The sequence below is a fragment of the Peteryoungia rhizophila genome, from assembly GCF_004912145.1.
Lineage (GTDB): Bacteria > Pseudomonadota > Alphaproteobacteria > Rhizobiales > Rhizobiaceae > Allorhizobium > Allorhizobium rhizophilum.
Map to the genome: position 1 here is coordinate 521,155 of NZ_STGT01000002.1, position 23,228 is coordinate 544,382.

Genomic DNA, 23,228 nt, shown 5'->3' on the forward strand with positions numbered 1-23,228 from the left:
CCGCTACGCCTCAGGCGAAGCGGACGTGGCGGTGGACGCCGACGTCAGGCATCTTTTCCGGGTTGAGGTTCGCCTTGGCGATTTCCCAGCCGAACTTGACCGTGCTGCCGGTCGAGGCCCAGATCTCGCCTTCGTCCAGAGAAAGGGCCAGCATGGTGAGAAGCGGATCGGATTTGCCACCCTCGTACCAGGCGGCCACGACCGAATTCCAGTATTCGTCGATTTTCGTCTGGTCCTTCACCACGGTTAGGTTGCCAGTCAGCGACGCATGATAGTCGTGGTCCTTGCCGATAATGCAGAACTGCGCGCGGCTGCCCGGGCGCAAGGCCTTGACGAGATCGGTGTCCGTTTTGGTGAAGAACCAGATGACGTGTGTCGAGCGGTCCGCCTGAGGCGCCATGGGGCGCATGGCCTGATCGGAGCCGACAAGACCGAGCATGCCAGCATGTACGTTATCGATTTCTTCCCAGAGCTGTTCTACCGGATTTTCGCGTGCTTCGGTGAAGCTTGCCATGTCGTCTGTCTCCCTTACGGTTGTTCGGGGAGGCAACGAGTTCGCCGCTGACTTGTTCCTGTCGCAGCACGTCCATCGTGGCTGTTGCTTGGGCTTGAACAGGGCCGGTTTCGCCCTTATAAGGCGCCCATTCCCAACATTCAGACCTGATCAGGGGTGCCATGGCTGGCCATTCACAGTTTAAAAACATCATGCACCGCAAGGGCAAGCAGGACGGCATCCGTTCCAAGATGTTCTCCAAGCTCGCGCGCGAAATCACGGTTGCTGCAAAAGTCGGTCTGCCTGACCCGACGATGAATGCGGCACTTCGTCTCGCTGTGCAGAATGCCAAGGCACAGTCGATGCCGAAGGACAACATCGAGCGCGCCATCAAGAAGGCCTCGGGCGCCGATGCCGAGACCTATGACGCGATCCGCTACGAGGGCTACGGTCCGGGTGGCGTTGCTGTCATCGTCGAGACATTGACCGACAACCGCAACCGCACGGCATCCGTCGTCCGTTCGACCTTCTCCAAGGCTGGCGGCGCCCTGGGTGAAACCGGCTCGGTGTCCTTCTCCTTCGATCATGTCGGCGAGATCACCTACAAGGCTTCTGTCGGCGATGCCGACAAGGTCATGGAAGCGGCGATCGAAGCCGGTGCCGAGGACGTGGCTTCGGATGAAGACGGCCACACCATCTACTGCGCCTTCGAGGACATGAACGAAGTGTCCAAGGCGCTGGAAGCGGTGCTCGGCGAAGCCGAATCCGTGAAGGCGATCTGGAAGCCGCAGAACACGATCGAAGTTGACGAGGAAAAGGCGACCTCGCTGATGAAGCTGATCGACACGCTGGAAGACGATGACGACGTGCAGAACGTCTATTCGAACTTCGAAGTCTCCGACGAAGTCATGGCGAAGCTGTCCGCCTAATTTCTTCAGAGAACGTGAATACTGAAGCCCGGTGTCTCAGGATGCCGGGCTTTTGTTTGCAAGAATTCCACCGTCAAATTCCGCGGGTTTCTACTGAGGGGGCATCAGGACCATTTTGCCGACATGGCGCTTTTCCAGAAATTCGCGTTGTGCGAGGGCGATCTGGTCCAATCGATAGGTTCGGTCGAGAAGAGGGCGGATTTCGCCCCGCTCGATATAGGAAATGAGATCGGGAAAGACGGGTTCTTCCCAGGCGGTACAGCCGAGCAAGGTCAGGTTCTTGAGGTAGAAGTCGCGCATGTCGAGTTCTACGATCGGCCCGGCAATTGCGCCCGAGGAAACATAGGTTCCGCCGCGCTTCAGCACTTGGAGCATGGCCCCGAAACCGGGACCTGCAACATTGTCGACGACAATATCGATGCTATCCTGTCTGAGAATACCGACCACGTCTTCGTCGCGGTCCAGCATCCGGTCCGCCCCGATCGACCTGATGATATCGTGTTTGCCCTTCGCGGATATGCCTATCACCTCGGCACCACGGCGTTTCGCGAGCTGTACTGCCGCTGAACCTACACCGCCGGAGGCACCCGATATCAGCACGCGCATTCCGGCCGATACCCTGGCCCGGTGCAACATGTTTTCAGCCGTTCCATAGGCGCAGGGAATTGTCGCGAGTTCGGCGTCCGTCCAGCTGCAATCGACGGCGAAAATCTCGCTGGCGGGCACTTTGACGAATTGTGCGAACGCACCGTCGAAGTCGGATCCCATCCATATATTGTCCATGGAAGCAAAGCCGTTCGGTCGCATACAGGCCCTGACCAGAACACGCGAACCGATGATGCTGCTATCTCCAGCTGGTCCGACAGAGACCACTTCTCCGCAGCAATCTGTGCCCTGAATGAGGGGGAATGGCGTGGGTTTGCCCCAGCCGCCATCCGGTCGTGAAGCGGTTGCATCTTCGGCGGCACCTTGCGTGCCTGTGCTGACCGATGCGGCATACCATCCAAGGCGTGTGTTGATATCTGTATTGTTGACGCCGGCCGCCAGCACCTTGAGCAGTACTTCGCCTTTGCCCGGAACGGGAAACGGCACCGTGGTGAAACAGAGCTTGTCGTCACCACCGGTTGCGGTGGTGACGACTGCCTGCATCTGAGCCGTCATGCGGCGGCGCTGCGGACGCTGCCGATGACGTCAACGAGTTCGTTGACGATGCGCTCGACCTGAGCGCGGTCGTCGCCTTCGGCCATTACGCGGATCAGAGGCTCCGTGCCGGAAGGGCGGATGACCAGGCGACCGGATTTCGCCAGCTCGGCTTCGGCGTCGGCGATCGCCTGCTTGACCACGGCGTCTTCCAGCGGCTTGCCACCGGAGAAGCGGACATTGCGAAGGAGCTGCGGCACGGGTTCGAAACGGTGGCAGAGTTCGCTGACGGTGCGACCCGTGCGCTTGACGGCAGCGAGGATCTGAAGGGCGGCCACGAGGCCGTCGCCGGTCGTGCCGTGGTCGGCGAGCACGATGTGGCCGGACTGCTCGCCGCCGATGTTGAAGTCGTTCTGGCGCATGTGCTCGACGACATAGCGGTCACCGACCTTGGTGCGGGCCAGCGTCAGGCCCTTGTCGCCGAGGAAGCGCTCGAGGCCGAGGTTCGACATGACGGTCGCCACGATGCCGCCACCACGCAGCGTCTGGTCCTGTGCCCAGGTCTCGGCAATCACGGCCATCAGCTGGTCGCCGTCGACCACTGCGCCGTTCTCATCGACGATGATGACCCGGTCAGCGTCGCCATCCAGCGCAATGCCGATATCGGCGCGGGTCTCATGCACCTTCTTCTGCAGCGCGTCCGGATGGGTGGAGCCGCATTCGAGATTGATATTGGTGCCGTTCGGTTCGTCGCCGATGGTCACGACGTCGGCACCGAGTTCCCAGAGGGCTGCGGGTGCCACCTTGTAGGCGGCGCCATTGGCACAGTCGATCGCCACGCGCAGGCCATGCAGGGTGACGTCGCGGGGCAGGGTGCGCTTGGCGAACTCGACATAGCGGTCATGCACGCCGTCGATACGCTTGGCACGGCCGATGTCGTTCGGGGCTGCCAGCTGGCCGTAGATATCCTTCTCCAGCATGTCTTCGATCTGCAGCTCCAGCTCGTCGGAGAGCTTGTAGCCATCGGGACCAAAGAGCTTGATGCCATTGTCGGCGAAGGGATTGTGCGAGGCCGAGATCATCACGCCGAGGTCGCAGCGCAGCGAGCGCGTCAGCATGGCGACTGCCGGCGTCGGGATCGGGCCGAGAACGAAGGCGTCGAGGCCGGCAGCCGTGAAGCCGGCGACCATTGCGTTTTCCAGCATGTAGCCGGAGAGGCGGGTATCCTTGCCGATCACCACGCGGTGGCGATGGCCGCCGCGGCGGAAGATCGTGCCGGCCGCGATACCGACCCGCATGGCGAGGTCAGGCGTCATGGGGAAGCGGTTGGAGAGGCCGCGAATGCCGTCCGTGCCGAAGTAACGACGTGTCATCGAGTGTTCCTTCAAGTCCTATCGATCTCACCCGCTGCGCCAAATTATCGTCCATCGGCGATCACGCGGGGATCCGTGGTGGGCTGCTCATGCCACAGAACGCTGTAAAGGACACGTAAAATAGCGCTAAAGTCGATTACACGGCGTTACCGGCGGGGTGGTCTTCCACTGAATTCTCATGGTGGGCGCACCTGAAACTAAAAAGGCCACCCGCAGGGGTGGCCTTTTTCGATGTCGGATGGTGCCGTTCAGTGCGGCTGCGGTTCCAGACCGCCTTCCGGCTCGCCACCCTTCGGAGCGTCCTTGCGGCCGGTCGAGGGAACGGCGGAGCCACGGCTCGGCGTGCTGTCGTCACCATTGTCGCGCGACGGCTTTTCACCGCGGATCAGCCCCTTGATCTCTTCGCCAGACAGCGTCTCGTATTCGAGAAGGCCTTCGGCGATCGCGACAAACGCATCATGGTGGTCGGTCAGGATGCGACGGGCCTCGGTATAGGCTTCGTCGATCAGGCGGCGGACTTCCATGTCGATCTTCTGGGCGGTCGATTCCGAGACGTTCTTCGATTGGGATACCGAGTGGCCGAGGAAGACTTCCTGCTGGTTTTCACCATAGGCTACCTGGCCGAGCACGTCGGAAAAGCCCCACTGGGTGACCATGGCGCGGGCAAGCTTGGTGGCCTGCTCGATGTCCGACGAGGCACCCGACGTGATGTTCTCCTTGCCGAAGGTCAGTTCTTCGGCGACGCGGCCGCCCATCATGATGACGAGGCGCGAGACCATCCACTTGTAGCTCATCGAGTAGCGGTCGCCCTCGGGAAGCTGCATGACCATGCCGAGTGCACGGCCGCGCGGAATGATGGTCGCCTTGTGCAGCGGATCGGCTGCCGGCACCTGCAAGGCGGTGATGGCGTGGCCGGCTTCGTGATAGGCGGTGAGCTTCTTTTCGGCCTCGGTCATGGCGGACGAGCGGCGTTCCGCGCCCATCATGATCTTGTCCTTGGCGTCTTCGAATTCTGCCATGGTGACGACTCGCTTGTTGCGGCGGGCGGCCATCAGAGCTGCTTCGTTGACCAGGTTTGCCAAGTCGGCACCGGAGAAACCGGGCGTACCACGGGCGAGAACCTTCAAGTCGACATTGGGTGCCAGCGGCACGTTGCGGGCATGCACCTTGAGGATGCGCTCGCGACCGGTGATGTCGGGGTTCGGGACGACGACCTGGCGGTCGAAACGGCCCGGACGCAGCAGGGCGGGGTCAAGAACGTCGGGGCGGTTGGTTGCGGCGATCAGGATGATGCCTTCATTGGCTTCGAAGCCGTCCATCTCGACGAGCAGCTGGTTGAGCGTCTGTTCGCGTTCGTCGTTACCGCCGCCGAGACCGGCGCCACGATGGCGGCCGACGGCGTCGATTTCGTCGATGAAGATGATGCAAGGCGCGTTCTTCTTCGCCTGCTCGAACATGTCGCGGACGCGGCTCGCGCCGACGCCGACGAACATTTCGACGAAGTCGGAACCGGAAATGGTGAAGAAGGGCACGTTGGCTTCGCCGGCAACAGAGCGGGCGAGAAGTGTCTTACCCGTGCCCGGAGGGCCGACGAGCAGCACGCCGCGCGGGATCTTGCCGCCGAGGCGCTGGAACTTCTGCGGGTCGCGCAGGAATTCGACGATTTCTTCGAGGTCCTGCTTTGCTTCGTCGACGCCAGCCACATCGTCAAACGTGACGCGGCCATGGGCTTCCGTCAGCAGTTTTGCCTTGGACTTGCCGAAGCCCATGGCACCACGCGAGCCGCCCTGCATCTGGCGCATGAAGAAGAGCCAGACACCGAGAATCAGCAGCATGGGGAGAAGCGTGCCGACATAGCTCAGGAAGCCAGAGGAGCCGTCCGTTTCCGGGCGGGCGACGATCATGACGTTTTCTGCTTCCAGCTTGGACAGCAGGTTGTCGTCGACGACGGGCGCATAGGTCTGGAAGGCGGTGCCGGATTCGGCGTATTTGCCGAGAACGCGGTTGCCGGTGACCGTTACCTCACGAACGCGCCCAGCGTCCACTTCGCGCAGGAACTGCGAATAGGGGATCTCGCTCGAGGCCGTCTGGGACGGCGACGTCTGGAACATGCTGAACAAGGCGATCAGCAAAAGGGCGATGATCGCCCAGAGCGCGAAGTTGCGAAAATTTGGGTTCATTGAACTCCCCGAACCTGTGGTGCGGAACACAGTTCCGCAGAATTAACTTGTAACATAGGATCGCGCCGCATCCTTGCCAAGGCAAACGGACGGCCTTGGACGGTTTTCTGTCAATAAGTCTTAAACAAGGGGCGGTGGGGCCGGTTCCGCTCCCAACAGCGTGGCAATGGTGTCGGCGAGCGGGACGTCGAAAAGCGGTAGGAAATCGGCATAAAGCGAGAGGCGGGGCGTGATGGTCACAAGGTCTCGCTCGGGGACGGAAAATCCATGCTGAGCAGTCACTTGCGGTGTGCTGCCGGCCAGCGCCCCTCGGGCAATTCCCGGCAGATCAGCGCCGATCTCGCGCGCAGGGCCGGGCATGACGGTGATCTCAACGCCGCTTTTGTTCACGATCGCGTAACGTCCATCCCAGATGCCGGTGCGATGCGGGGCGAGCGACAGCGGCAAAAGACCGCGCCTTTCCCTCAACAGAAAGAGCTGGCTCCTGCGGCGAAGCGCCAGGGTACTCGATAGGGTGAGGCGGAAATCGAAGCCTTGGTCCAGTGCTGCCGAGAGCCGGGTGAGGCTCGCCGCTGCGGGGCGGTGAGGCTTGCCCCCGAGGATGGCGACGAGGGTGGCGAGTGCATGGTCCCGTATCTCGTTCGGGTTGGGCCCTCCGTCTGACAGTGAAATGATTGCGACAGGCCCTGGTCTGGTTTCCATGTGTTCGACAAGCCAGGCGGCGGCGGCTGCCGACAGCGTTGCGCGGCGCTGTCCGGCTCGTTCGATCATCCCGGGATCGTTGGCCGGAGAGGATTGGCGGATCCGAACCCGTTCGTAGCGCGGATCGTCGTTGCTGGGGTCGTCGATCCAGTCGATGCGCAGGGCGCGAAGATGGTCGCGGATCGCGTTGCGGCGCGTATGCAGGAAGGGGCGGAGGATCCAGATGTGACCGGCATACAGCGTGGCCGGGGCCATGCCTGCCAGGCCGAGGGCGTCGCCTGCCGATCGGCCCGCGCGCATGGCAACCGTCTCGATCTGGTCGTCCAATGTGTGTCCCGTGACGACGGCGTCTGCCCCCATGGATGCCGCCGCGTCCGACAGCAATCGGTAACGTGCGAGGCGGGCAGCAGCGGACAGGCCCGATTCGGGCTTTTCGCCGGTCCATTGCAGGATGCGATGCGGAATGCCGAGATGTTGGCAAAGTGTGGTGACCTCGCGGGCTTCGCCGGCAGAAGCGGGCCGCAATCCGTGATCGATGGTGGCTGCGGCAAGCGTGTGCGGAAGGCGGCTCTCGCGGAGAACCTTGACCAGCGTGACGAGCAATCCCGTCGAGTCACTGCCGCCGGAAATGGCGATCAGGAGACGGGTCGGGCGGCGGAGTGTGTGGAGAAAATGGTTGATCGCCGCTTCGGGCGAAAGTTCGGGCGGGCGAGTGCCTGCCGCGACCGGGGCGGCCATCAGCAGCTGAGGCGCTTTTGCTCGCTCGCGACCTTGGAGACGACGGCGCGGGAAGCCTTGGGGTAACGCTTGGAGACTTCGCGCAGGGTGGCGCAGGCGGTCTCGGTATTCTCGAGGGCAGCGAGCGACATGCCGAGCTTCAGCAGCATCTCGGGTGCCTTGGGAGACGTGTTGAAGGTCTGGTGGGCATTGAGGAAGGTCTTGGCCGACTCGTTGAAATTGCCCTGGGAGTAGAGCGCTTCGCCCAGCCAAAAATGCGCGTCGGCGATCTTCGCGCTGCTCGGATAGGCCGCGATAAAGTCGCGGAACTCGCTCTCGGCCAGAGAGTAGTCGCCGGAAAGCACATGCGCATAGGCGACTTGGTAGACGTCACTTTCGGAATTCAACGACGCGGTCTGCTGGGGTGCGGCTGGCGGGGTTGCCGAGGGCGCCGTCACGCCGGTATCGACGCCGGGCAGGGCGCTCGATCCATTGCCCAAGGCATCCTCATTGAGGGTCGCGGTGACAGGCAGGCCGCTGTCGTCGAGTGCGATGGACCCGAGGGTCTGCTCGCCGGGTGCCGCACCTGACGTCCCTCCCAGGCCGGAAGCGTCGGCGGTTGCGCCGACGTCCGGGGTTTCGGTGATGATCTCGGCGACCGAGTCCTGCTGCTCGCCACCGGTCACAGGACGTGTCAGCGAGCCACTCTTCTTCTCAAGATCCTGGAAGCGGAACTCGTTGTCTTCCTGCTGCTTGCGGATGGTTTCCTGCATCTGCAGAAGCTGGAAGCTCATTTCCTCGATCCGGCCGTTCAGGGCGCGGATCTCTTCCTCGAGTTGCTGGACGCGCACAGTCGGATCCGTGGCCTGGGCCAGATGGACCTCGGCCTTGGGTGATTGCTCGGGCGCAGCTTTCTGGCCTAGCTGCACATTCGGAAACAGCTGGAACGCGTTTGCGCTGCCATGCAGTCCCGTCAGCGAGGCCGTCGTTAGCAGAGCGGCCATCACAAGTTTGTTCATATTCCTTTTCCTGTATTCGCGACGAATTGCGCCGAACCAGCGCCGACAGGAGTTTTCCCAATTGCCTGCAAAAAGCAACCAAGTTCGGCCAAAGTATGGAGAAAAGTAAAAGGCGGCCCGGAGGCCGCCTTCACGAGCTGGTGATTGCCGGATGGACCGGATCACATGCCGGCGCCACCGAGAAGGGTGACGGCGCGGCGGTTCTGCGACCAGCAGGAAATGTCGTCGCAGACGGCGACCGGACGTTCCTTGCCGTAGGAAATGGTCTTCAGGCGCTGAGCCGGGACACCGCGCTGAGCGAGGTAGTCGCGGGTGGCGGCTGCACGACGGGCGCCGAGCGCCAGGTTGTATTCGCGCGTACCACGTTCGTCGGCATGGCCTTCGATGGTGATCGCGTAGTTCGGATAACGCTGCAGCCACTGGGCCTGACGGTCGAGCGTCTGGGCAGCGTCGGCGCGGATCGAAGTCGAGTCGGTGTCGAAGAAGATGCGGTCGCCGACATTGACGGTGAAGTCCTGGGCCGAACCCGGGGTGGCAGCACCCGCGCCACCGGCGCCGAGGCCGAGTTCACCGGCGCTATTCGGCAGGTTCTTCTTGTTGGCGCAGCCTGCGAGGGCCAGAGCCACGGCAAACGCGACCATAGCCGGGTTTGTTGCCATTTTCTGCAGACGGCTCTTGGCCGGGGAATGAATGCGGCTCATCGCCGGTCTCCTTGAATTCTCTGTTAGGGTTGCCGGACCTTAACCAATCGCGGTTAACCGGCCTCCAACAATCATGGTTAACAAACTGTCAAATCACGGATCGAACTGGGCGAATGCAGGCGGTTTACGGCGAGAAAGAGGCGCAATTGCGCCTCTTTTCCGTCGTCAGTCCATAAGTGGCGACCAGGCCGGGTCGGAGGCGAAGGTCGGGGTCTTGACCTGCTGCTCGTTGTAACCCGAGAGATCGATCGAATAGAGCTGCGGACCGCCGGCCCCGGAGTTCTGGCGGAAGAACATCAGCACGCGACCGTTGGGTGCCCAGGTCGGCCCCTCGTTGTGGAAGCCGGTGGTCAGGATGCGTTCGCCCGAGCCGTCGGTCTTCATCACGCCGATCGAGAACTTCCCGCCCGACTGCTTGGTGAAGGCGATCAGGTCGCCACGCGGCGACCAGACCGGCGTCGAGTAGGAGCCGTCGCCGAAGGAGATGCGGCGCTGGCCGGAGCCGTCGGCACCCATGACATACAGCTGCTGGCGGCCGCCGCGGTCACTTTCGAAGACAATCTGGCTGCCGTCGGGCGAATAGGACGGTGAGGTGTCGATCGCCGCCGTCGAAGTCAGACGCGTCGTCGTTCGCGAGCGAAGGTCCATCGTGTAGATATTGGCATTGCCGTCCTGCTGCAGGCTCATGATGACCCGCTGGCCATCCGGCGAGAATCGTGGCGCAAAGGTCATGCCGGGGAAATTGCCGACCACTTCGCGGGATCCCGTTTCCAGCTGCAGCAGGAAGACCCGGGGTTGCTGGCCCTCGAAGGACATGTAGGTGATTTCCTGACGGCTCGGCGAGAAGCGGGGCGTCAGAACGATGTCGTTGCTGTTGGTCAGCATGCGGATGTTTTCGCCATCCTGGTCCATGATCGCGAGCTGACGCTTGCGGTCGATCTTCGGGCCGCTTTCGGAGACGAAGACGATACGGGTGTCGAAATAGCCCTTCTCGCCGGTGATGCGCTCATAGATGGCATCTGCGATCATATGGGCGACGCGGCGCCAGTTCTTCGGATCGGTGAAGAACTGCTGGCCCATCATCTGCTGGCCGCCGAAGGTATCCCAGAGGCGGAATTCCGCGCGCAGGCGGCCATCTGGCTCACGAACGATGCGGCCGACGACAAGGGCTTCGGCCTTGAGGACCTTCCAGTCCTCGAAGCGCGGCGGCTGGTCGGGGTTCTGGATGTTTTCGATGAAGGCGGCACGGCTGACTGGCGCAAAAAGGCCAGAGCGCTTCAGATCGGCTTCGACCACGGCGGAGATCTGAGCGCCGATGCCATCGGCCGATATAAAGTCGGTGATGGCGATCGGCAGGGGCTGGACGTTGCCGCGGTTGATGTTGATCTCGACGGCGGCGTTTGCGGGCGCAATGAAGGCACCTGCGAGGCCGGCACAGACCAGCAGAAGTCGGAGGAGTAGATTTTTCATTCTAACCAAGCCTTTCAGCTCTTACATCAATTCGCTGGGGTCGAAGTTGACGACAACTTCAGACCATGCGTCATATTTGTCCGGGGGAAGATTGGTGAAGGGGGCGGACTTGCGCACGGCGCGCACGGCGCCGCTCATCAGGACCTGCTGCGCCGAAGGAGAGCCGCCGGTTGCGGTCGCCTCGGGGTCGCCGATCAATTCGCCGCTCTGGTCGAGGCGGAAGGTAACGCGAACACGAACATCGGCCGCGTCCGCCATGCCAGGCGTGATAAGCCAGTTCTGCTGGATGACACCGCGCAGCGCATCCAGTTCGCTCTGGCTCAGCTTCGAGCCGCCGGTATTGGTGCTGCCCCCGAGTGCTTCGGGAGCGGTCGAGCGCTTTGCACCACCGCCAGCCGCATCCGTCTTGTTGAGGAGGGCAGCCACTTCGTCGGCGTTGAAATCGCTTTCCATCTGCGGCTGTGACTTGGCCGTCTCCTGAACCTTGGTGTCCTTCTTGGCATCGGCCTTGGCGGTCGCCTTCGGCTCCGGCTTTTTCTCGGCCGGCTTTGCGATTTCAGGCTGAGGACGGGAGGGCGGCACCGGCGCCTTCTCTGGCAGCGGAATTTCCTCGGCAACGACAGTTTCCGCCGGTGTAGGCTCAGCGGGCTTGGCTTCGGCCGGCGCGGCTTCTGCCGGCTTGCTCTCGGGTTCCGGCGGAGGAGCGGTGTCTTCCTGGACGACTTCCGTCACCTCATTGGGCTTCGGATCCGGCGTGGGAGCGGGGCTCTCGACCTTTTTCGGTGCGGCGGCGACTTCCTGTTCGACCGGGCGCTGCGAGGGCGTCGGCGGTGATTTCAGGTCTACCTGGTTGTCACCGATGTTCTCTGCGGGTTCGGCGATCGGCGGCTTTGCCGTCGGGACGGGTGCCGACTGCTCTGCCATGGGCGCCGTCTTGGAACCCTGCTGGATCTGGGTGAACTCCTCGATCGGTACGATATTGACCGGCATGGTCTCCATCGGAGCGATTTCGAGCTTTTCGGGCGAGCCGAGGCTCACCAGCGCTGCTGAGAGCGCCAGTGTGTGCAGAAACGAGGATGTGAAGAGGCTGCCCTTCATGTCCGTCCGATCAATTCTGCTGTTCCTGCAAGGTCACAAGACCGATATTGGTGAAGCCTGCCGACGAAATCCGCGCCATGACCTGCATGACGACGCCATAGCTGGCGGCAGTATCTGCACGCACGAAGATACGTTCGCTGTAGCCGGTGGTGGCGATCGCCTGCAGCTTGGGAACGACTTCCTCGATCGGGATGGCCGTTTCCTGCAGGTAGATCTCGCCTTCCGGGTTGACCGAGACGGTGATCGGCTGGTTTTCGCTGGTCATCGCTCCGGCCTGGGTTTGCGGCAGGTCGATCGGCACGCCGACGGTCATCATCGGGGCGGCGACCATGAAGATGATCAGGAGCACGAGCACGACGTCGACAAAGGGTGTCACGTTGATATCGCTGACGAGAGCCTTCTTGCCACCGCGACGTCCGCGGCGTCCGCCACCCTTGCTCCCCGATCCGACCGACATACCCATGATGCGTCTCCTGCTCCCCGAGCTTTACTGGGCGGCCTGGCGAGGCTGCAGCTTCTCGTCGATCTGACGCGACAGGATGGCCGAAAATTCGTCCGCAAAGCCTTCCATGCGCGCGCCGAGCTTGCCGGCCTCGCCCGAAAACTTGTTGTAGGCGATGACGGCGGGAATAGCGGCGACCAGACCCATGGCCGTTGCCAGCAATGCTTCGGCGATACCGGGGGCAACGACCGCGAGGCTCGCATTGTTGGAGCCGGCGATCGCCTGGAAGGAGGTCATGATACCGACGACGGTACCGAAGAGACCGATGAAAGGACCGGCAGAACCGATGGTCGCCAAGGAAGACAGGCGCGATTCGAGCGTTTCGGTTTCGCGGGCCATAGTTACGTCCATGGCGCGGTCGATACGCATCTGAAGGCCGATCGGCGAGCGTGCGCCGCGTTCGAAGCTCTTCTTCCATTCGCGCATGGCTGCGACGAAGATCGAAGCAAGGCCGGTGTTGTTGCGCTCGGCGAGCGTGCGGTAAAGTTCTTCCAGCGACTGACCCGACCAGAAGACCTGTTCGAACTGATCGAACTGGCGGCGGGCGCGGGCATAGCTCAGGTATTTGTCGATGACGATGGCCCAGGTCCATACGGAGGCGCCCATCAGGCCGATCATGACGAGCTTGACGATGAAGCCCGCCTGCATGAAGAGGCCCCAGAGGCTCACATCATGGGTCGCTGCTGCCATTCCAACTTGTTCCATCGCCGTCAATTCCCCGAAATCCAAACGCCCGGTGGGTTGGACCGGGCGGCGATATGAGCTTTACTGGTGGAAAACTTGTGCGGTCGCAGCCGCCGAAACCCTTTTCCCGCCTTAGCTCCCAGAGTGCTTCTGGGATGAAAATTTGGTCAAAGGAAGGCGTGCGCTGCACAAACTTCCAAGCTCGGAGTAAGAGCCGATTAAGGTTAAAAAGGCGTTACCAAGCGGGCGTCTGACGCTCTGGTCAATCAGCCGAGAAGCAGCTTTACCAGCTCTGCGGGCAGGCGGCGGGGGCGGCTGTTGCGATTGATGACGGCAATGGCGACCCTGGCTGCGACCAGCAATTGCTCGTCGCGCCGGATCTCCTGATCGACGATCACCTTTGCGCCATGAGCCATCTGCGTACGGGTGATGACCGTGACGAGATCGTCCATCCGGGCAGGGGACTTGAAGTCGATCTCCATCCGATGAACCATGAAGGCGAGCCCGCCGTCCGGGCCGTCGAAGACCGCCGACTGTACGATGCCGAGGCAGCGGAAATAGTCTGTGCGCGCGCGTTCCATGAAGTGTAGGTAGCGGGCGTGATAGACGGCGCCCGAGAAGTCTGTGTCTTCGTAGTAGACGCGCTGAGTCAGCCGATGCACACGCTCGGTGATCTCGCCCGAGATTGGGATTTCAATCGAAGTCATCAAGGTCCCTGCTCTGGCGTGGAGGTGGTCGTGGCAAGCCGTATGTTCCTTGTCAGGCGAATAGCAGAAACCACTGGGGTTTCGCAAACCCAGCCCCCCGGGGGGCTGTGATCTTGGGTCTGAACAGTGGAGATGGGTCGGAAGGCCGATCCGCGGGAATGGCCTTCCGACCCATAGCTTATGTCAGGCCGTACCCATGACAGGGTCAGTCCGGCCTTGCCGGATCGTCGGTGCATCTGTGCCGTCAGCGTCGCGAAGGGCGAGAATGACGAATTGCGTGGTCAGCAGCGCCAGAGCAAGAAGAAGTGCATAGGCCTGAAGGATCGTCGTCATCGGCACGACGAAGTTGAGTTGAGGCATGGCGCCGAGCAGTAGGGGCACATACCAGGACGTGGCGGACAGCGCGCCCGACGCAAAGAAGAGGCTGCGCTGACCGGTGGACATGCCATCCAGAAGAGAGCGTCCGATCTGTGCCTTTACCCTTGGAAGCACAGCCATATGCAGGAAGACGCCGTTGATCGTCAGGATGAGGACGATGGTCATCTTCGCCCAGACCTTTTCATTGCCGAGCCGGATGGGGTCGAAGGCACTGTAGTAGGCCAGGAAACCGAGCCCTGTGATCCAGAGGAGGATCAAGCCTGCATTGACGATCCGTGAGCCGAAATGGAAAATATTCCACTGATCGGTCGTCACCTTTCCTTTGAGGAAAAACTTTAGGATCATGAGGTCGAGGACTGTCGCCGCCCCCAGGCCGAGCGCGAGCCCGACGAAGTGAATAATGCGCAAGCCCGTCTTGATGGACGCGACGGGATCGAGGCGCAAAGTGTCGATGAGATACATGAGACCCATTTCGGGAATCCTTCAGCTTGTATGAGGCCCCCACTTCCTCCTTCTGTTAAGTTGTACAGGCGTGCGGATGTATTTCCGCGGACGCCTGGCGTTCGTTGACTGAAAAGACAAGATTGTACTCACTGCAAGGGCACCAGGTGCCGCACTAACCTTGCGCCCATCGCCTCAATACTGGCGCTTATGGACGGAAAAGGGGCTGGCTTGTGGCCGTATTGTGATATGCGGATTGCCTGATATGCCAGTTCCGCCGATGCGGGTGACCGATCGTCAGGACTGATCCTGATTCATGACCTGTGCTTCGGTGATCCCGAGCCGTTGAAGGACATCCGCCCTGCTTGCCGCGTCATCCGCAACAATGAACTCGTCGATCTGCGGTGGTTTCACGCTGGTGCCGGCCAGCATGGCATGTGCCTGACCGCGATGATGGGTCTGGTGCTGGAAGAGATGCGAGAGCACATCATCGCAGCGCTCCACCTGGATGCGGCCTGTTCGGTGGATGTGAACCGGGCGGTCGAGGTCTTCGTCGCCAAGGGCCAGGCAAAACGCGAGAAGGCGCCGGTCCGACGCGATTTGCGCTGCGCGGAGGTCGACAGGGTCCGGAAAAGGGATCTCGTTTTCCCAGGCCTTCGCACCGAGGTCGCCGCCTTCGAGCGCGTCGATGTAGAACCAGTCGATGATCAGGATGTGATTGAGCGTCGCCACCAGCGAGGGAAAGAAGCTCGTCCGTGCCGCCTCGAACTCTCCCGCTTCTAGCATCGAGACCGCCTCGTGCAGCCGGTCATTGGCCAGCATGTTGGCGTAGGCGAGCTTGCGGTTGAACCTGATGGCGTTGGTCATGGCCTGTCCAGGTTTCCATCGTGCCAGACCACGTGCCTCGGTGAGGCTGGCAGGCTCTCGATCTCGTCGGCGATGAAATAGGGTGGGATATCGAGGTTGGTCAGGGCCTCGCGGGTCGCCGGCACCCATTTAAATTCCAGAGAGTTCTTGCCGTCCTCATTGCGGTGGATGATGTCACTCGCATGGAAGGGGAAATGCTCCGGGATCTCCATCCGGTAATAGAGGCCGAGCTCGTGCCAGGCCTTGCCCTCATAGTCGAAGAAGTTCTCGACGATCCAGAGGAGTTCGTGGACAGTCGCCTCGACGCCCAGTTCCTCCTGCATCTCGCGCACAAGCGTTTCCGTCGAAGTCTCGCCTATCTCTGCTCGGCCACCGGGAAAGGTCCAGAAGGTCTCGTGGGTGGCTCGGTGAACGAGCACGTGGCCGTCGCAGAAGGCAAGGCCGGCGATGCGGTGGTTGAAGCGCCGCTTGCCGTCCTTGATGGTGATCAGGGTGCGCTTGGACACGGTTTCACTCATCCTCGAGCGTCAGCCGGAATTGCGCGGCCTCGAGGTCCTTCGGTGGCTGCATTCCTAAGTGTTTCCAAGCATTTGCGGTCAAAACACGACCGCGGGGGGTGCGCTGGATGAAGCCCTGCTGGATCATGTAGGGCTCGATGATGTCTTCGATCGCGTCGCGCGGCTCCGACAGCCCGGCAGCGATGGTTTCGATGCCGACCGGACCGCCGCCGAAATTCACGGCGATCATCGAGAGGTAGCGCATGTCGAGCTGGTCGAGGCCCATATTGTCGACGTTCAGACGCGTCAGGGCTTCGTCGGCGATCTGGCGGGTGACGGATTCTGCGCGGGCGACCTCGGCGAAGTCGCGGACACGGCGGAGCAGGCGGCCAGCGATGCGGGGCGTGCCGCGTGCCCGGCGGGCGACTTCGCGGGCGCCGTCTTCCGTCATCGGCAGGTTGAGCAGGCGGGCGCCACGGCGGACGATCGATTCCAGTTCCTCGACGGTATAGAAATTCAGGCGCACCGGAATGCCGAAGCGGTCGCGGAGCGGCGTCGTCAGCAGGCCGAGCCGGGTGGTGGCGGCAACCAGGGTGAACTTCGACAGGTCGATCTTCACCGAGCGGGCGGCCGGGCCCTCGCCGATGATCAGGTCGAGCTGGAAGTCTTCCATGGCCGGATAGAGGATTTCCTCGACGGCGGGGCTCAGGCGATGGATTTCGTCGATGAAGAGCACGTCGCGCTCCTCTAGATTGGTGAGAAGGGCCGCTAGGTCGCCGGCCTTGGCGATGACAGGGCCAGAGGTCGAGCGGAAATTGACGCCGAGCTCCTTCGCCATGATCTGGGCAAGCGTCGTCTTGCCGAGGCCCGGGGGGCCGACGAAGAGGACGTGATCCAGCGCCTCGCCGCGGTTCTTCGCCGCCTCGATGAAGATCTTCAGGTTGGCGCGAGCTTCCGCCTGACCGGTGAAGTCGTCAAGCGTCTGCGGGCGGAGTGCTGCGTCGAGGTCTTCGCCGCGCTTTTCCGGCGTGAGGATCGGGTTGTCAGTGGTCATGCGAGAAGTTCCATGCCGGGCACGCGGGAGGCGGCGCGTTTGTCGAAGGTCATTACTGAGGCGCAGCCTTCTTGCAATGATCGGGCTGCAATCAAGGCATCGGCGAAGTCGGCATTCTTCTGTTCGACATGCCGCAGCGCCTTGACCACCAGATCGTGGCTTTCAACGGTCAGTCCCCTGACCTGGAGGAGCTTGCCTATGGCCGCTGATGCGTCTCGTCTAGTGTAACCCAGTTGCGAGCGCAGCGCCCAGTCCAGTTCCAGTATGCAGATGAGTGGGAGAAAGGCCAGGTAGTTCTTGCCGAGCCCCTCTGCAAAACGCAGGGCTGAACGTCGTTGGTCAGGGTCATCATTGGTCAGAAGTCGGATGACGATGTTGGTGTCTAAGCCGACGAGAGTCATGCCGCGATGTCCGATGGATCGTCGCCTCCGGTGGATAGTGCGTTTTCGCCTGCCGTCCGCAGCACCGCTTCGTCAATTTCTTCCAGCGTCGCACGCCCGTTGGGTGGTGTGCCAAGGAAGCCTGCGAGATCCTTCAGATCGATGTTCTTCGGCGTAATGACGATCTCCCCGTCGACGACGCTGTACACCATCTGATCGCCAGGGCTCAGCTTCAAAAGCTCGCGCATCTCTTTGGGGATGGTGATCTGACCCTTGGCCGACATGGTGACTTCCCAGACCTTCATCGAGCTCTCCCACATTTTTCGATTTTTCTGACTATATTCGAAATGTCGGAGCCTATCAAATTTGTCAGAGATTTCACCGCGACAGCTCCTTCAGCCCCAGCCTGATCAACTTGGCGCTATCAGCCCCTTCGCCGCCGTTCTTCAGGGCCGCTGCGATGGCATTGGCGGCCTGGTCGCGGGAATAGCCAAGATTGGTGAGCGCCGAGACGGCGTCGGCCACTGGAGCTGATGCGACGCCTTCGCCGAGTTCCTGCTTGAGGCCGATATTGGCGGATGCCTCGCCAGCAAAGGCGGGGGCCTTGTTCTTCAGTTCAGTGACCATGCGAAGCGCGACCTTGGGGCCGACGCCGGGTGCCCGGGAGATGGCGGCCTTGTCCTGCAGCGCGATGGCATTGGCCAGTTCCGACGGGGTCAGGGTGGAGAGGACCGCGAGAGCCACCTTGGCACCGACGCCCTGGACGCTCTGCAGGAGATTGAACCATTCCCGTTCAAGCGCGCTCATGAAGCCGAAGAGTTTGAGCTGGTCCTCGCGCACATAGGTCTCGATGAACAGCACGACGGCTTCTCCGGCCGAGCCGATGCGGCCGAGCGTGCGGGAGGAGCAGTGGGCGACGTAGCAGACGCCGTGGACGTCGACGAGGACATAGTCGTCGCCGATCTCGTCGATGGTGCCTTTGAGTTTGCCGATCATGGGAGCGTCCGTCGCGTTACAGGGGATGGGTTTCGGGTGAGATTATGGGCACGTCCGGAAAGTAGGTCCGGTAGCCCTTCGTATCCCGGGTCAGGATCTTGTGGTTGCGGATGGCAGCATGGGCACCGATGAGGAAGTCCGGCAGCACGCGTTCGCGTCCGCCGCCGGCACGGCGGTAGATGCGGAAGGCGACGCCGGCGGCGAAGGCTGCCGCCCAAGGCAGGTTCTCCCTGTGGAAATCCGATTGTGGCAGCAACTGCTCGACTTCATCGCGATCGGAGTATCGCACCGAGAATTCCGAATAGATGATTGGGTTGATCACGAGCGGTTCGTCTTTCGCGAGCCGCATCAACTGTCCACGTGACCACGCGAGCCATTGAGGATCGCGAACGGCGACATCGACAAGCACATTGGTGTCGACCAGCACTGCCATCGCTCAGCGATCCCGCGTCATCTGCATCAGGGCGTCGGCGTCGACGGCCGGGTCCCCGGTTCCTTCCAGTCGCGCCAAGGTCTCCATCAGTCCGGCCAATCGCTTCTGCTCCTGCAGCGCTTGGGTTCCGTTTTTCGGTGTCAGCATCAGCCTGCCGTCCTCGACGGTGAACACGACTTCGGAATTCGGCTCTATGCCGATGAGTTCACGCAGATCGCGGGGAATGGTTACCTGACCTTTTGATGTTACGCGCATGGCTCGCCTCCGATCATGTAAGAATAAATCTTACTGGCGGAACAAGTCAAGAACAAATCAAGCGGAGGCGAGGAGCTTGCGCATGCGGTCGCCGCCGCGATTGTGGGCGTGGCAGATGGCGATGGCGAGCGCGTCGGCGGCGTCGTTGCCCTTGAACTCGGCCTTCGGCATCAGGATCTTCAGCATCATGTGGATTTGCTTCTTGTCGCCATGGCCGACGCCGATGACGGCCTTTTTCACTGCATTCGGCGCATATTCTGCCACCGGCAGTCCGGCGCGGGCAGGAACCAGCATGGCGATGCCCCGGGCCTGGCCGAGCTTCAGGGTGGCCACCGCATCCTTGTTGACGAAGGTCTGCTCTACGGCTGCCTCGTCCGGTGTGTAGGCGTGAACGACCTCCGAAAGGCCGTCATGCAGCTGGCAGAGACGGGATGCGAGATCCATGTCTCCGTCGGAGGTCACGGTGCCCGAGGCGACGAAACGCAGCGAATTGCCTGATGTCTCGATGACGCCCCAACCGCAGCGGCGGAGGCCGGGATCTATGCCGATGATGCGAATCGTGGAAGTCATAGGGAACCCTAGTGCAGTTCCGGGCAGATGTGCCAGTCAAATGTGAACAAACCGAAAACAAAGAAAGTGATTGTAATTTATTATCGTCACCTCTTGGGACCTCCACCGGGTCTGACTACATGAGAGAGACATATCGAACAGGGCCGTTGTCATGATACCGTATTCCATTCTCGATCTTTCTCCCGTCGCCGAAGGACATTCCGTCCGGGAGGCTCTGGATGCCTCGCGCAGTCTGGCTCAGGTGGCGGAAAAGAACGGGTATCGCCGTTTCTGGCTTGCCGAACACCATGGGATGCCGGGCATTGCGAGCGCTGCGACGGCGCTTGTCATTTCGCATGTCGCGGCCGGGACGCAGACGATCCGGGTGGGCTCCGGCGGCATCATGCTGCCGAACCACTCTCCACTGGTCATCGCAGAGCAGTTCGGAACGCTGGAAGCGCTTTATCCGGGGCGGGTCGAGCTCGGCCTCGGCCGTGCGCCGGGAACGGACATGCGCACCGCCCGAGCCCTGCGTCGCAACATGGAAGCGGGCGCGGAGAGTTTCCCGCACGACATTCTCGAACTGCAGCGCCTGTTGGGTGAACCGGATGATGAAGGCGGGCTAATCGCCGTTCCCGGCATGAACAGCCATGTCCCGATCTGGCTGCTCGGATCGAGCCTCTACAGCGCGCATCTCGCCGCAGCACTGGGCCTGCCTTATGCCTTCGCTTCACATTTCGCCCCCGACCAGTTGCTCGATGCGGTCGAGATCTATCGGGAACGCTTCCAGCCGTCAGCCGGTCTGCAGAAGCCCTATGTGATGGTCGGCACAATGGCGGCCATTGCCGAGACGGATCGAGAGGCGGCCCATCTCTTCACCTCGGCGCAGCAGCAGTTCGTCAATCTGCGCCGCAACATACGCCGGTCGTTCCCGCGTCCCGTCGAGACGATGGAAGGGTTCTGGACGGAGATGGAGCGCATCGGTGTCGAACATACGCTGCGCTATGCGATCGTCGGCTCGCCTGAAACGGCTGCGGACAAGCTCTCGCGCTTCATCGCGGATGTCAGGCCAGACGAGATCATCGTCTCGACCCCGGTCCATAACTTGCAGGCGCGTATCCGCTCCGTGGAGCTCTTTGCGGGACTTCCCCAGAGAATCTCACAGGCGGCCTGAGACCGTTGCCATTGCGGGGTTTCGCCCCCGATCCTTTACCCGCAATTAAGCGCTGAGGGTGATTGTCCCCGTATAAAAATGGGGAAGTCTGCCGAAATCATTTCGGTGGGCTGAAGATCTGGCGGAGCCGCCTGTTTCGGGGCGGCTCAGGGGACAACAATCATGACCGCTCGCATTCATTCGCTTTCCTTCAAAGTCATTGCCGTCTTTCTCCTCCTGACGTTCATCTCCGTCGCACTCCTGAATGTCTTCGCCTATCGGGGTTCCAGCAAGCTTTTCGGAGAGCAGACGGAAAAGGCGATGACCAGCACGCTGACCTTTCGCGGCGACCTCTTGATCGAGAAGCTGGAGGCGCTCCAGAACCAGGCCGCCTCGATTGCCAAGATCGAGACCCTGCAGCAGTCCATGACCGGTCTGAAGAGTGGATGGAACACCATAACCAAGAGCAGCGGGGACGCGAAAGCCGAATTGCAGCGTGTCTTTGTTTCCGAAAACCCACGCCCTGTCGGTGAGCGCGAAAAGCTGATCAAACCTGAAGGCCCGAGCGGGTTCTACTATTCGACCCACGAGACGACGCAGGCGCAGGTCGCCGCCTATCTGGCAGGCACCGCCTTCCTCGACATGCTGATTGCCGATCAGAACGGCAATGTCATCTATTCCTTCCGAAAAGGTGCAGTCTTCGGGGAGAACCTGAAGGAAGGCGATTGGGCAGCGACTGGTCTCGGCCGCGTCTACCAGCAGTCGGCTGAAGCCGCAGCAAATGCCGTCGATGACGTGGTCGGCGTGAATTTCTCCGGCCTTGCCGTGGGTGGGGATGCGAGCGCGCCGGACATCTATTTCGCCGTACCCTTCGTCAAGCTCGGCGGCTACAAGGGCAGCCTGATGTTCCAGGTTCAGCCTGACGTCTTCGCCAATCTCCTGTCCAAGGGGATCATCGCAGGCAGCAGCCAGAAGGCCTCAATTCTGTCGGGTTCCGGTCGTGGAATCGCGCTTGACGATGCCGGCAAGCTCATGGATGTCCGAGCCGATTTCTCGATTTCAGGTGATGGTGTCGCCGTGCAATCCGGCGTTCGCCCGGAAGGCCCTGCAGTGGTCTATGGGCGCCGGATCTCCTTCGCCGGGCAGGATTTCGTCGTGACGGAGAGCCTGACGACGGCCGAGGTGGAAGCCGGGTCGCTCAGCATCGCGACGACGCTGTTTCTGACCGGGATGATCGCACTCCTCGTTCTCGCCGTCGCAACATGGATCTTCACGCGGCGCCTGTTCGCCCCCCTCGATCGCCTCGTCGCCTTCACCGGTGCCGTGGCCGACGGTGAAATCGAACAGCCGGTCGCAAACCAGGAGCGGCGGGACGAGATCGGTAGCATGGCCCGGGCGCTGGAACGCTTCCGGCTCGGCCTCATCGAGCAGCAGCGGTTGTCCGCCGAGCGTCGCGACGAGCGGGCGCGGGCCGACGAGGAACGCCGGCAGCGAATGGCCGAGCGTGACAGCGAGGCGAAGACCCTGCAGGAGGTCGTCGAGACGCTGGACCATGGGTTGGACAGGCTGGCAGCCGGCGATCTCGCCTTCCGGATCGAACGCAGTTTCCCAGTCGATCTGGAAGGTCTGCGCTCCAATTTCAACAAGGCGATCGAGACGCTGAGCACGACGCTCGGCGGTATCGGCGGAAACTCGGTGGCGGTGCGCGAGGGATCCGAGGAGATGCGCGCTGGCGCCGACCAGCTTGCCGAGCGGACCGAACGCCAGGCCGCCGCCATCTCGCAGGCTGCGACCGCGATCCAGGAGATCACCGGTGCGGTCAAAACGCAGATTGCGCGTGCCGAGGAGGCCGAACGTATCGCACGGGCCGCCAAGGACGATACGGCGATGTCCGGCCTGATCATGCGCGACACGATTGCCGCCATGGAGGCGATTCAGGGGTCCTCGCAGGAGATCAACAAGATCGTGTCGGTCATCGACGAGATCGCTTTCCAGACCAACCTGCTGGCTCTCAATGCCGGGGTCGAGGCTGCCCGCGCCGGCGAAAGCGGAAAGGGCTTTGCCGTGGTCGCGCAGGAAGTGCGGGAACTCGCGCAGCGCTCGTCGAATGCGGCCAAGGAAATCGCAAACCTGCTCACCAAGTCACGCGGCGAAGTCGATCAGGGCGTGAAGCTCGTGGAAAAGGCCGGCAATGCGCTGGATGGCATCGGATCGCATGTGCTGTCGATTAACAGCCATATTGGCGAGATCATGGAATCCACTCGCGAGGAGGCGCAGACCCTGGTCGACATCAATTCCTCAGTGAACCAGCTCGATGCCATGACACAGCAGAATGCGGCCATGGTCGAGGAAACCACCGCCGCGATCCACAGGTTGGCAGGCGAGGCTGCGGAGATGGATCAGCAATTGGGGCAGTTCAATCTGGGTGCCGTTCGTCAGCCGGCTTCCCGTCACGCCGCCTGAGGCGCGACGGCGACAACGAGACGCAGGGGAGGCGCGGTTTTTTCGGG

The 23,228-nt window shown here is 61.8% G+C and carries 25 protein-coding genes; 3 read left to right on the forward strand and 22 right to left on the reverse strand.

The window, feature by feature from the left end; genetic code table 11:
• Positions 1 to 10: 10 nt before the first annotated feature.
• Positions 11 to 514 (reverse strand): pyridoxamine 5'-phosphate oxidase family protein, encoded by a 504-nt coding sequence (locus E9677_RS08380; RefSeq protein WP_136557641.1) that lies wholly within the window; start codon positions 512 to 514, stop codon positions 11 to 13.
• Between the two features lie 161 nt (positions 515 to 675).
• Between E9677_RS08380 and E9677_RS08385 the strand changes: the two genes are divergently transcribed.
• On the forward strand, positions 676 to 1,422 hold the full coding sequence (locus E9677_RS08385) for a YebC/PmpR family DNA-binding transcriptional regulator (protein ID WP_136557642.1): 747 nt from the start codon (positions 676 to 678) through the stop codon (positions 1,420 to 1,422).
• A 90-nt stretch (positions 1,423 to 1,512) separates the two neighbouring features.
• Here E9677_RS08385 and E9677_RS08390 read toward each other — a convergent pair whose 3' ends face one another.
• The 21 genes from E9677_RS08390 to ruvC all read right to left on the reverse strand — a co-directional run bounded on the left by E9677_RS08390 (position 1,513) and on the right by ruvC (position 19,586).
• Complete coding sequence (locus tag E9677_RS08390; protein ID WP_205910118.1) at positions 1,513 to 2,583, reverse strand: alcohol dehydrogenase family protein; 1,071 nt, start codon at positions 2,581 to 2,583, stop codon at positions 1,513 to 1,515.
• Positions 2,580 to 3,935 carry a phosphoglucosamine mutase gene (gene glmM / locus E9677_RS08395; RefSeq protein ID WP_136557643.1) on the reverse strand — a complete coding sequence of 452 codons (1,356 nt, stop codon included), beginning with the start codon at positions 3,933 to 3,935 and terminating at the stop codon, positions 2,580 to 2,582. Before glmM ends, E9677_RS08390 begins: the two co-directional genes overlap by 4 nt.
• Before the next feature lie 248 nt (positions 3,936 to 4,183).
• Positions 4,184 to 6,115: an ATP-dependent zinc metalloprotease FtsH gene (ftsH, locus tag E9677_RS08400; protein ID WP_136557644.1), complete on the reverse strand. Its 1,932-nt coding sequence runs from the start codon at positions 6,113 to 6,115 to the stop codon at positions 4,184 to 4,186.
• A gap of 120 nt (positions 6,116 to 6,235) precedes the next feature.
• A complete protein-coding gene (gene tilS / locus E9677_RS08405) occupies positions 6,236 to 7,555 on the reverse strand; it encodes a tRNA lysidine(34) synthetase TilS (RefSeq protein ID WP_136557645.1) in 1,320 nt (439 codons plus the stop codon).
• Positions 7,555 to 8,553, reverse strand: a complete 999-nt coding sequence (gene ybgF, locus E9677_RS08410; protein ID WP_136557646.1) for a tol-pal system protein YbgF — start codon at positions 8,551 to 8,553, stop codon at positions 7,555 to 7,557. Before ybgF ends, tilS begins: the two co-directional genes overlap by 1 nt.
• Positions 8,554 to 8,714: 161 nt before the next feature.
• Positions 8,715 to 9,254: a peptidoglycan-associated lipoprotein Pal gene (gene pal / locus E9677_RS08415; RefSeq protein WP_136557647.1), complete on the reverse strand. Its 540-nt coding sequence runs from the start codon at positions 9,252 to 9,254 to the stop codon at positions 8,715 to 8,717.
• 165 nt (positions 9,255 to 9,419) lie between these two features.
• Positions 9,420 to 10,724 (reverse strand): Tol-Pal system beta propeller repeat protein TolB, encoded by a 1,305-nt coding sequence (tolB, locus tag E9677_RS08420; protein WP_136557648.1) that lies wholly within the window; start codon positions 10,722 to 10,724, stop codon positions 9,420 to 9,422.
• 21 nt (positions 10,725 to 10,745) lie between these two features.
• Complete coding sequence (locus tag E9677_RS08425) at positions 10,746 to 11,822, reverse strand: cell envelope integrity protein TolA (RefSeq protein WP_136557649.1); 1,077 nt, start codon at positions 11,820 to 11,822, stop codon at positions 10,746 to 10,748.
• 10 nt (positions 11,823 to 11,832) lie between these two features.
• Entirely contained in the window at positions 11,833 to 12,285 is a 453-nt protein-coding gene (gene tolR / locus E9677_RS08430) for a protein TolR (protein WP_136557650.1), read from the reverse strand.
• A 24-nt stretch (positions 12,286 to 12,309) separates the two neighbouring features.
• A complete protein-coding gene (gene tolQ / locus E9677_RS08435) occupies positions 12,310 to 13,029 on the reverse strand; it encodes a protein TolQ (protein ID WP_136557651.1) in 720 nt (239 codons plus the stop codon).
• A gap of 245 nt (positions 13,030 to 13,274) precedes the next feature.
• On the reverse strand, positions 13,275 to 13,715 hold the full coding sequence (gene ybgC, locus E9677_RS08440) for a tol-pal system-associated acyl-CoA thioesterase (RefSeq protein ID WP_136557652.1): 441 nt from the start codon (positions 13,713 to 13,715) through the stop codon (positions 13,275 to 13,277).
• A 183-nt stretch (positions 13,716 to 13,898) separates the two neighbouring features.
• A complete protein-coding gene (locus E9677_RS08445; RefSeq protein ID WP_136557653.1) occupies positions 13,899 to 14,564 on the reverse strand; it encodes a hypothetical protein in 666 nt (221 codons plus the stop codon).
• A 267-nt stretch (positions 14,565 to 14,831) separates the two neighbouring features.
• Positions 14,832 to 15,401, reverse strand: coding sequence for a DinB family protein (locus tag E9677_RS08450; RefSeq protein ID WP_136557654.1), 570 nt, complete (start codon positions 15,399 to 15,401; stop codon positions 14,832 to 14,834).
• Positions 15,398 to 15,907, reverse strand: a complete 510-nt coding sequence (locus E9677_RS08455) for an NUDIX hydrolase (protein WP_136557655.1) — start codon at positions 15,905 to 15,907, stop codon at positions 15,398 to 15,400. Before E9677_RS08455 ends, E9677_RS08450 begins: the two co-directional genes overlap by 4 nt.
• 4 nt (positions 15,908 to 15,911) lie before the next feature.
• On the reverse strand, positions 15,912 to 16,952 hold the full coding sequence (gene ruvB / locus E9677_RS08460) for a Holliday junction branch migration DNA helicase RuvB (RefSeq protein WP_136557656.1): 1,041 nt from the start codon (positions 16,950 to 16,952) through the stop codon (positions 15,912 to 15,914).
• Entirely contained in the window at positions 16,949 to 17,353 is a 405-nt protein-coding gene (locus tag E9677_RS08465) for a PIN domain-containing protein (protein ID WP_136557657.1), read from the reverse strand. The genes ruvB and E9677_RS08465 overlap by 4 nt, the downstream gene beginning before the upstream one ends.
• Positions 17,350 to 17,616 (reverse strand): AbrB/MazE/SpoVT family DNA-binding domain-containing protein, encoded by a 267-nt coding sequence (locus E9677_RS08470; protein ID WP_235882890.1) that lies wholly within the window; start codon positions 17,614 to 17,616, stop codon positions 17,350 to 17,352. The genes E9677_RS08465 and E9677_RS08470 overlap by 4 nt, the downstream gene beginning before the upstream one ends.
• A gap of 94 nt (positions 17,617 to 17,710) precedes the next feature.
• A complete protein-coding gene (gene ruvA, locus E9677_RS08475) occupies positions 17,711 to 18,328 on the reverse strand; it encodes a Holliday junction branch migration protein RuvA (RefSeq protein WP_136557659.1) in 618 nt (205 codons plus the stop codon).
• A 16-nt stretch (positions 18,329 to 18,344) separates the two neighbouring features.
• Positions 18,345 to 18,761 carry a type II toxin-antitoxin system VapC family toxin gene (locus E9677_RS08480; RefSeq protein ID WP_136557660.1) on the reverse strand — a complete coding sequence of 139 codons (417 nt, stop codon included), beginning with the start codon at positions 18,759 to 18,761 and terminating at the stop codon, positions 18,345 to 18,347.
• Between the two features lie 3 nt (positions 18,762 to 18,764).
• Positions 18,765 to 19,016, reverse strand: a complete 252-nt coding sequence (locus E9677_RS08485; protein ID WP_136557661.1) for an AbrB/MazE/SpoVT family DNA-binding domain-containing protein — start codon at positions 19,014 to 19,016, stop codon at positions 18,765 to 18,767.
• A 57-nt stretch (positions 19,017 to 19,073) separates the two neighbouring features.
• Entirely contained in the window at positions 19,074 to 19,586 is a 513-nt protein-coding gene (ruvC, locus tag E9677_RS08490) for a crossover junction endodeoxyribonuclease RuvC (RefSeq protein WP_136557662.1), read from the reverse strand.
• A gap of 151 nt (positions 19,587 to 19,737) precedes the next feature.
• Here ruvC and E9677_RS08495 point away from each other — a divergent pair, with 151 nt between their 5' ends.
• Both E9677_RS08495 and E9677_RS08500 read left to right on the forward strand, forming a co-directional pair.
• Positions 19,738 to 20,739, forward strand: coding sequence for an LLM class flavin-dependent oxidoreductase (locus E9677_RS08495; RefSeq protein ID WP_136557663.1), 1,002 nt, complete (start codon positions 19,738 to 19,740; stop codon positions 20,737 to 20,739).
• Positions 20,740 to 20,901: 162 nt separating this feature from the next.
• Positions 20,902 to 23,181, forward strand: coding sequence for a methyl-accepting chemotaxis protein (locus E9677_RS08500; RefSeq protein ID WP_136557664.1), 2,280 nt, complete (start codon positions 20,902 to 20,904; stop codon positions 23,179 to 23,181).
• The last annotated feature ends 47 nt before the right edge of the window (positions 23,182 to 23,228 follow it).

What these genes read in the sequence shown, in the direction of transcription:
- tolQ (WP_136557651.1), bottom strand. Translation starts at nt 13,029, where the DNA reads ATGGAACAAGTTGGAATGGCAGCAGCGACCCATGATGTGAGCCTCTGG.
- tolR (WP_136557650.1), bottom strand. Translation starts at nt 12,285, where the DNA reads ATGGGTATGTCGGTCGGATCGGGGAGCAAGGGTGGCGGACGCCGCGGA.
- E9677_RS08495 (WP_136557663.1), top strand. Translation starts at nt 19,738, where the DNA reads ATGATACCGTATTCCATTCTCGATCTTTCTCCCGTCGCCGAAGGACAT.
- tolB (WP_136557648.1), bottom strand. Translation starts at nt 10,724, where the DNA reads ATGAAAAATCTACTCCTCCGACTTCTGCTGGTCTGTGCCGGCCTCGCA.
- ruvA (WP_136557659.1), bottom strand. Translation starts at nt 18,328, where the DNA reads ATGATCGGCAAACTCAAAGGCACCATCGACGAGATCGGCGACGACTAT.
- E9677_RS08450 (WP_136557654.1), bottom strand. Translation starts at nt 15,401, where the DNA reads ATGACCAACGCCATCAGGTTCAACCGCAAGCTCGCCTACGCCAACATG.
- ybgC (WP_136557652.1), bottom strand. Translation starts at nt 13,715, where the DNA reads ATGACTTCGATTGAAATCCCAATCTCGGGCGAGATCACCGAGCGTGTG.
- E9677_RS08465 (WP_136557657.1), bottom strand. Translation starts at nt 17,353, where the DNA reads ATGACTCTCGTCGGCTTAGACACCAACATCGTCATCCGACTTCTGACC.
- E9677_RS08380 (WP_136557641.1), bottom strand. Translation starts at nt 514, where the DNA reads ATGGCAAGCTTCACCGAAGCACGCGAAAATCCGGTAGAACAGCTCTGG.
- E9677_RS08480 (WP_136557660.1), bottom strand. Translation starts at nt 18,761, where the DNA reads ATGGCAGTGCTGGTCGACACCAATGTGCTTGTCGATGTCGCCGTTCGC.
- ruvC (WP_136557662.1), bottom strand. Translation starts at nt 19,586, where the DNA reads ATGACTTCCACGATTCGCATCATCGGCATAGATCCCGGCCTCCGCCGC.
- E9677_RS08485 (WP_136557661.1), bottom strand. Translation starts at nt 19,016, where the DNA reads ATGCGCGTAACATCAAAAGGTCAGGTAACCATTCCCCGCGATCTGCGT.
- E9677_RS08500 (WP_136557664.1), top strand. Translation starts at nt 20,902, where the DNA reads ATGACCGCTCGCATTCATTCGCTTTCCTTCAAAGTCATTGCCGTCTTT.
- pal (WP_136557647.1), bottom strand. Translation starts at nt 9,254, where the DNA reads ATGAGCCGCATTCATTCCCCGGCCAAGAGCCGTCTGCAGAAAATGGCA.
- E9677_RS08425 (WP_136557649.1), bottom strand. Translation starts at nt 11,822, where the DNA reads ATGAAGGGCAGCCTCTTCACATCCTCGTTTCTGCACACACTGGCGCTC.
- E9677_RS08445 (WP_136557653.1), bottom strand. Translation starts at nt 14,564, where the DNA reads ATGGGTCTCATGTATCTCATCGACACTTTGCGCCTCGATCCCGTCGCG.
- E9677_RS08385 (WP_136557642.1), top strand. Translation starts at nt 676, where the DNA reads ATGGCTGGCCATTCACAGTTTAAAAACATCATGCACCGCAAGGGCAAG.
- tilS (WP_136557645.1), bottom strand. Translation starts at nt 7,555, where the DNA reads ATGGCCGCCCCGGTCGCGGCAGGCACTCGCCCGCCCGAACTTTCGCCC.
- ruvB (WP_136557656.1), bottom strand. Translation starts at nt 16,952, where the DNA reads ATGACCACTGACAACCCGATCCTCACGCCGGAAAAGCGCGGCGAAGAC.
- ftsH (WP_136557644.1), bottom strand. Translation starts at nt 6,115, where the DNA reads ATGAACCCAAATTTTCGCAACTTCGCGCTCTGGGCGATCATCGCCCTT.
- glmM (WP_136557643.1), bottom strand. Translation starts at nt 3,935, where the DNA reads ATGACACGTCGTTACTTCGGCACGGACGGCATTCGCGGCCTCTCCAAC.
- ybgF (WP_136557646.1), bottom strand. Translation starts at nt 8,553, where the DNA reads ATGAACAAACTTGTGATGGCCGCTCTGCTAACGACGGCCTCGCTGACG.
- E9677_RS08470 (WP_235882890.1), bottom strand. Translation starts at nt 17,616, where the DNA reads ATGTCGGCCAAGGGTCAGATCACCATCCCCAAAGAGATGCGCGAGCTT.
- E9677_RS08390 (WP_205910118.1), bottom strand. Translation starts at nt 2,583, where the DNA reads ATGACGGCTCAGATGCAGGCAGTCGTCACCACCGCAACCGGTGGTGAC.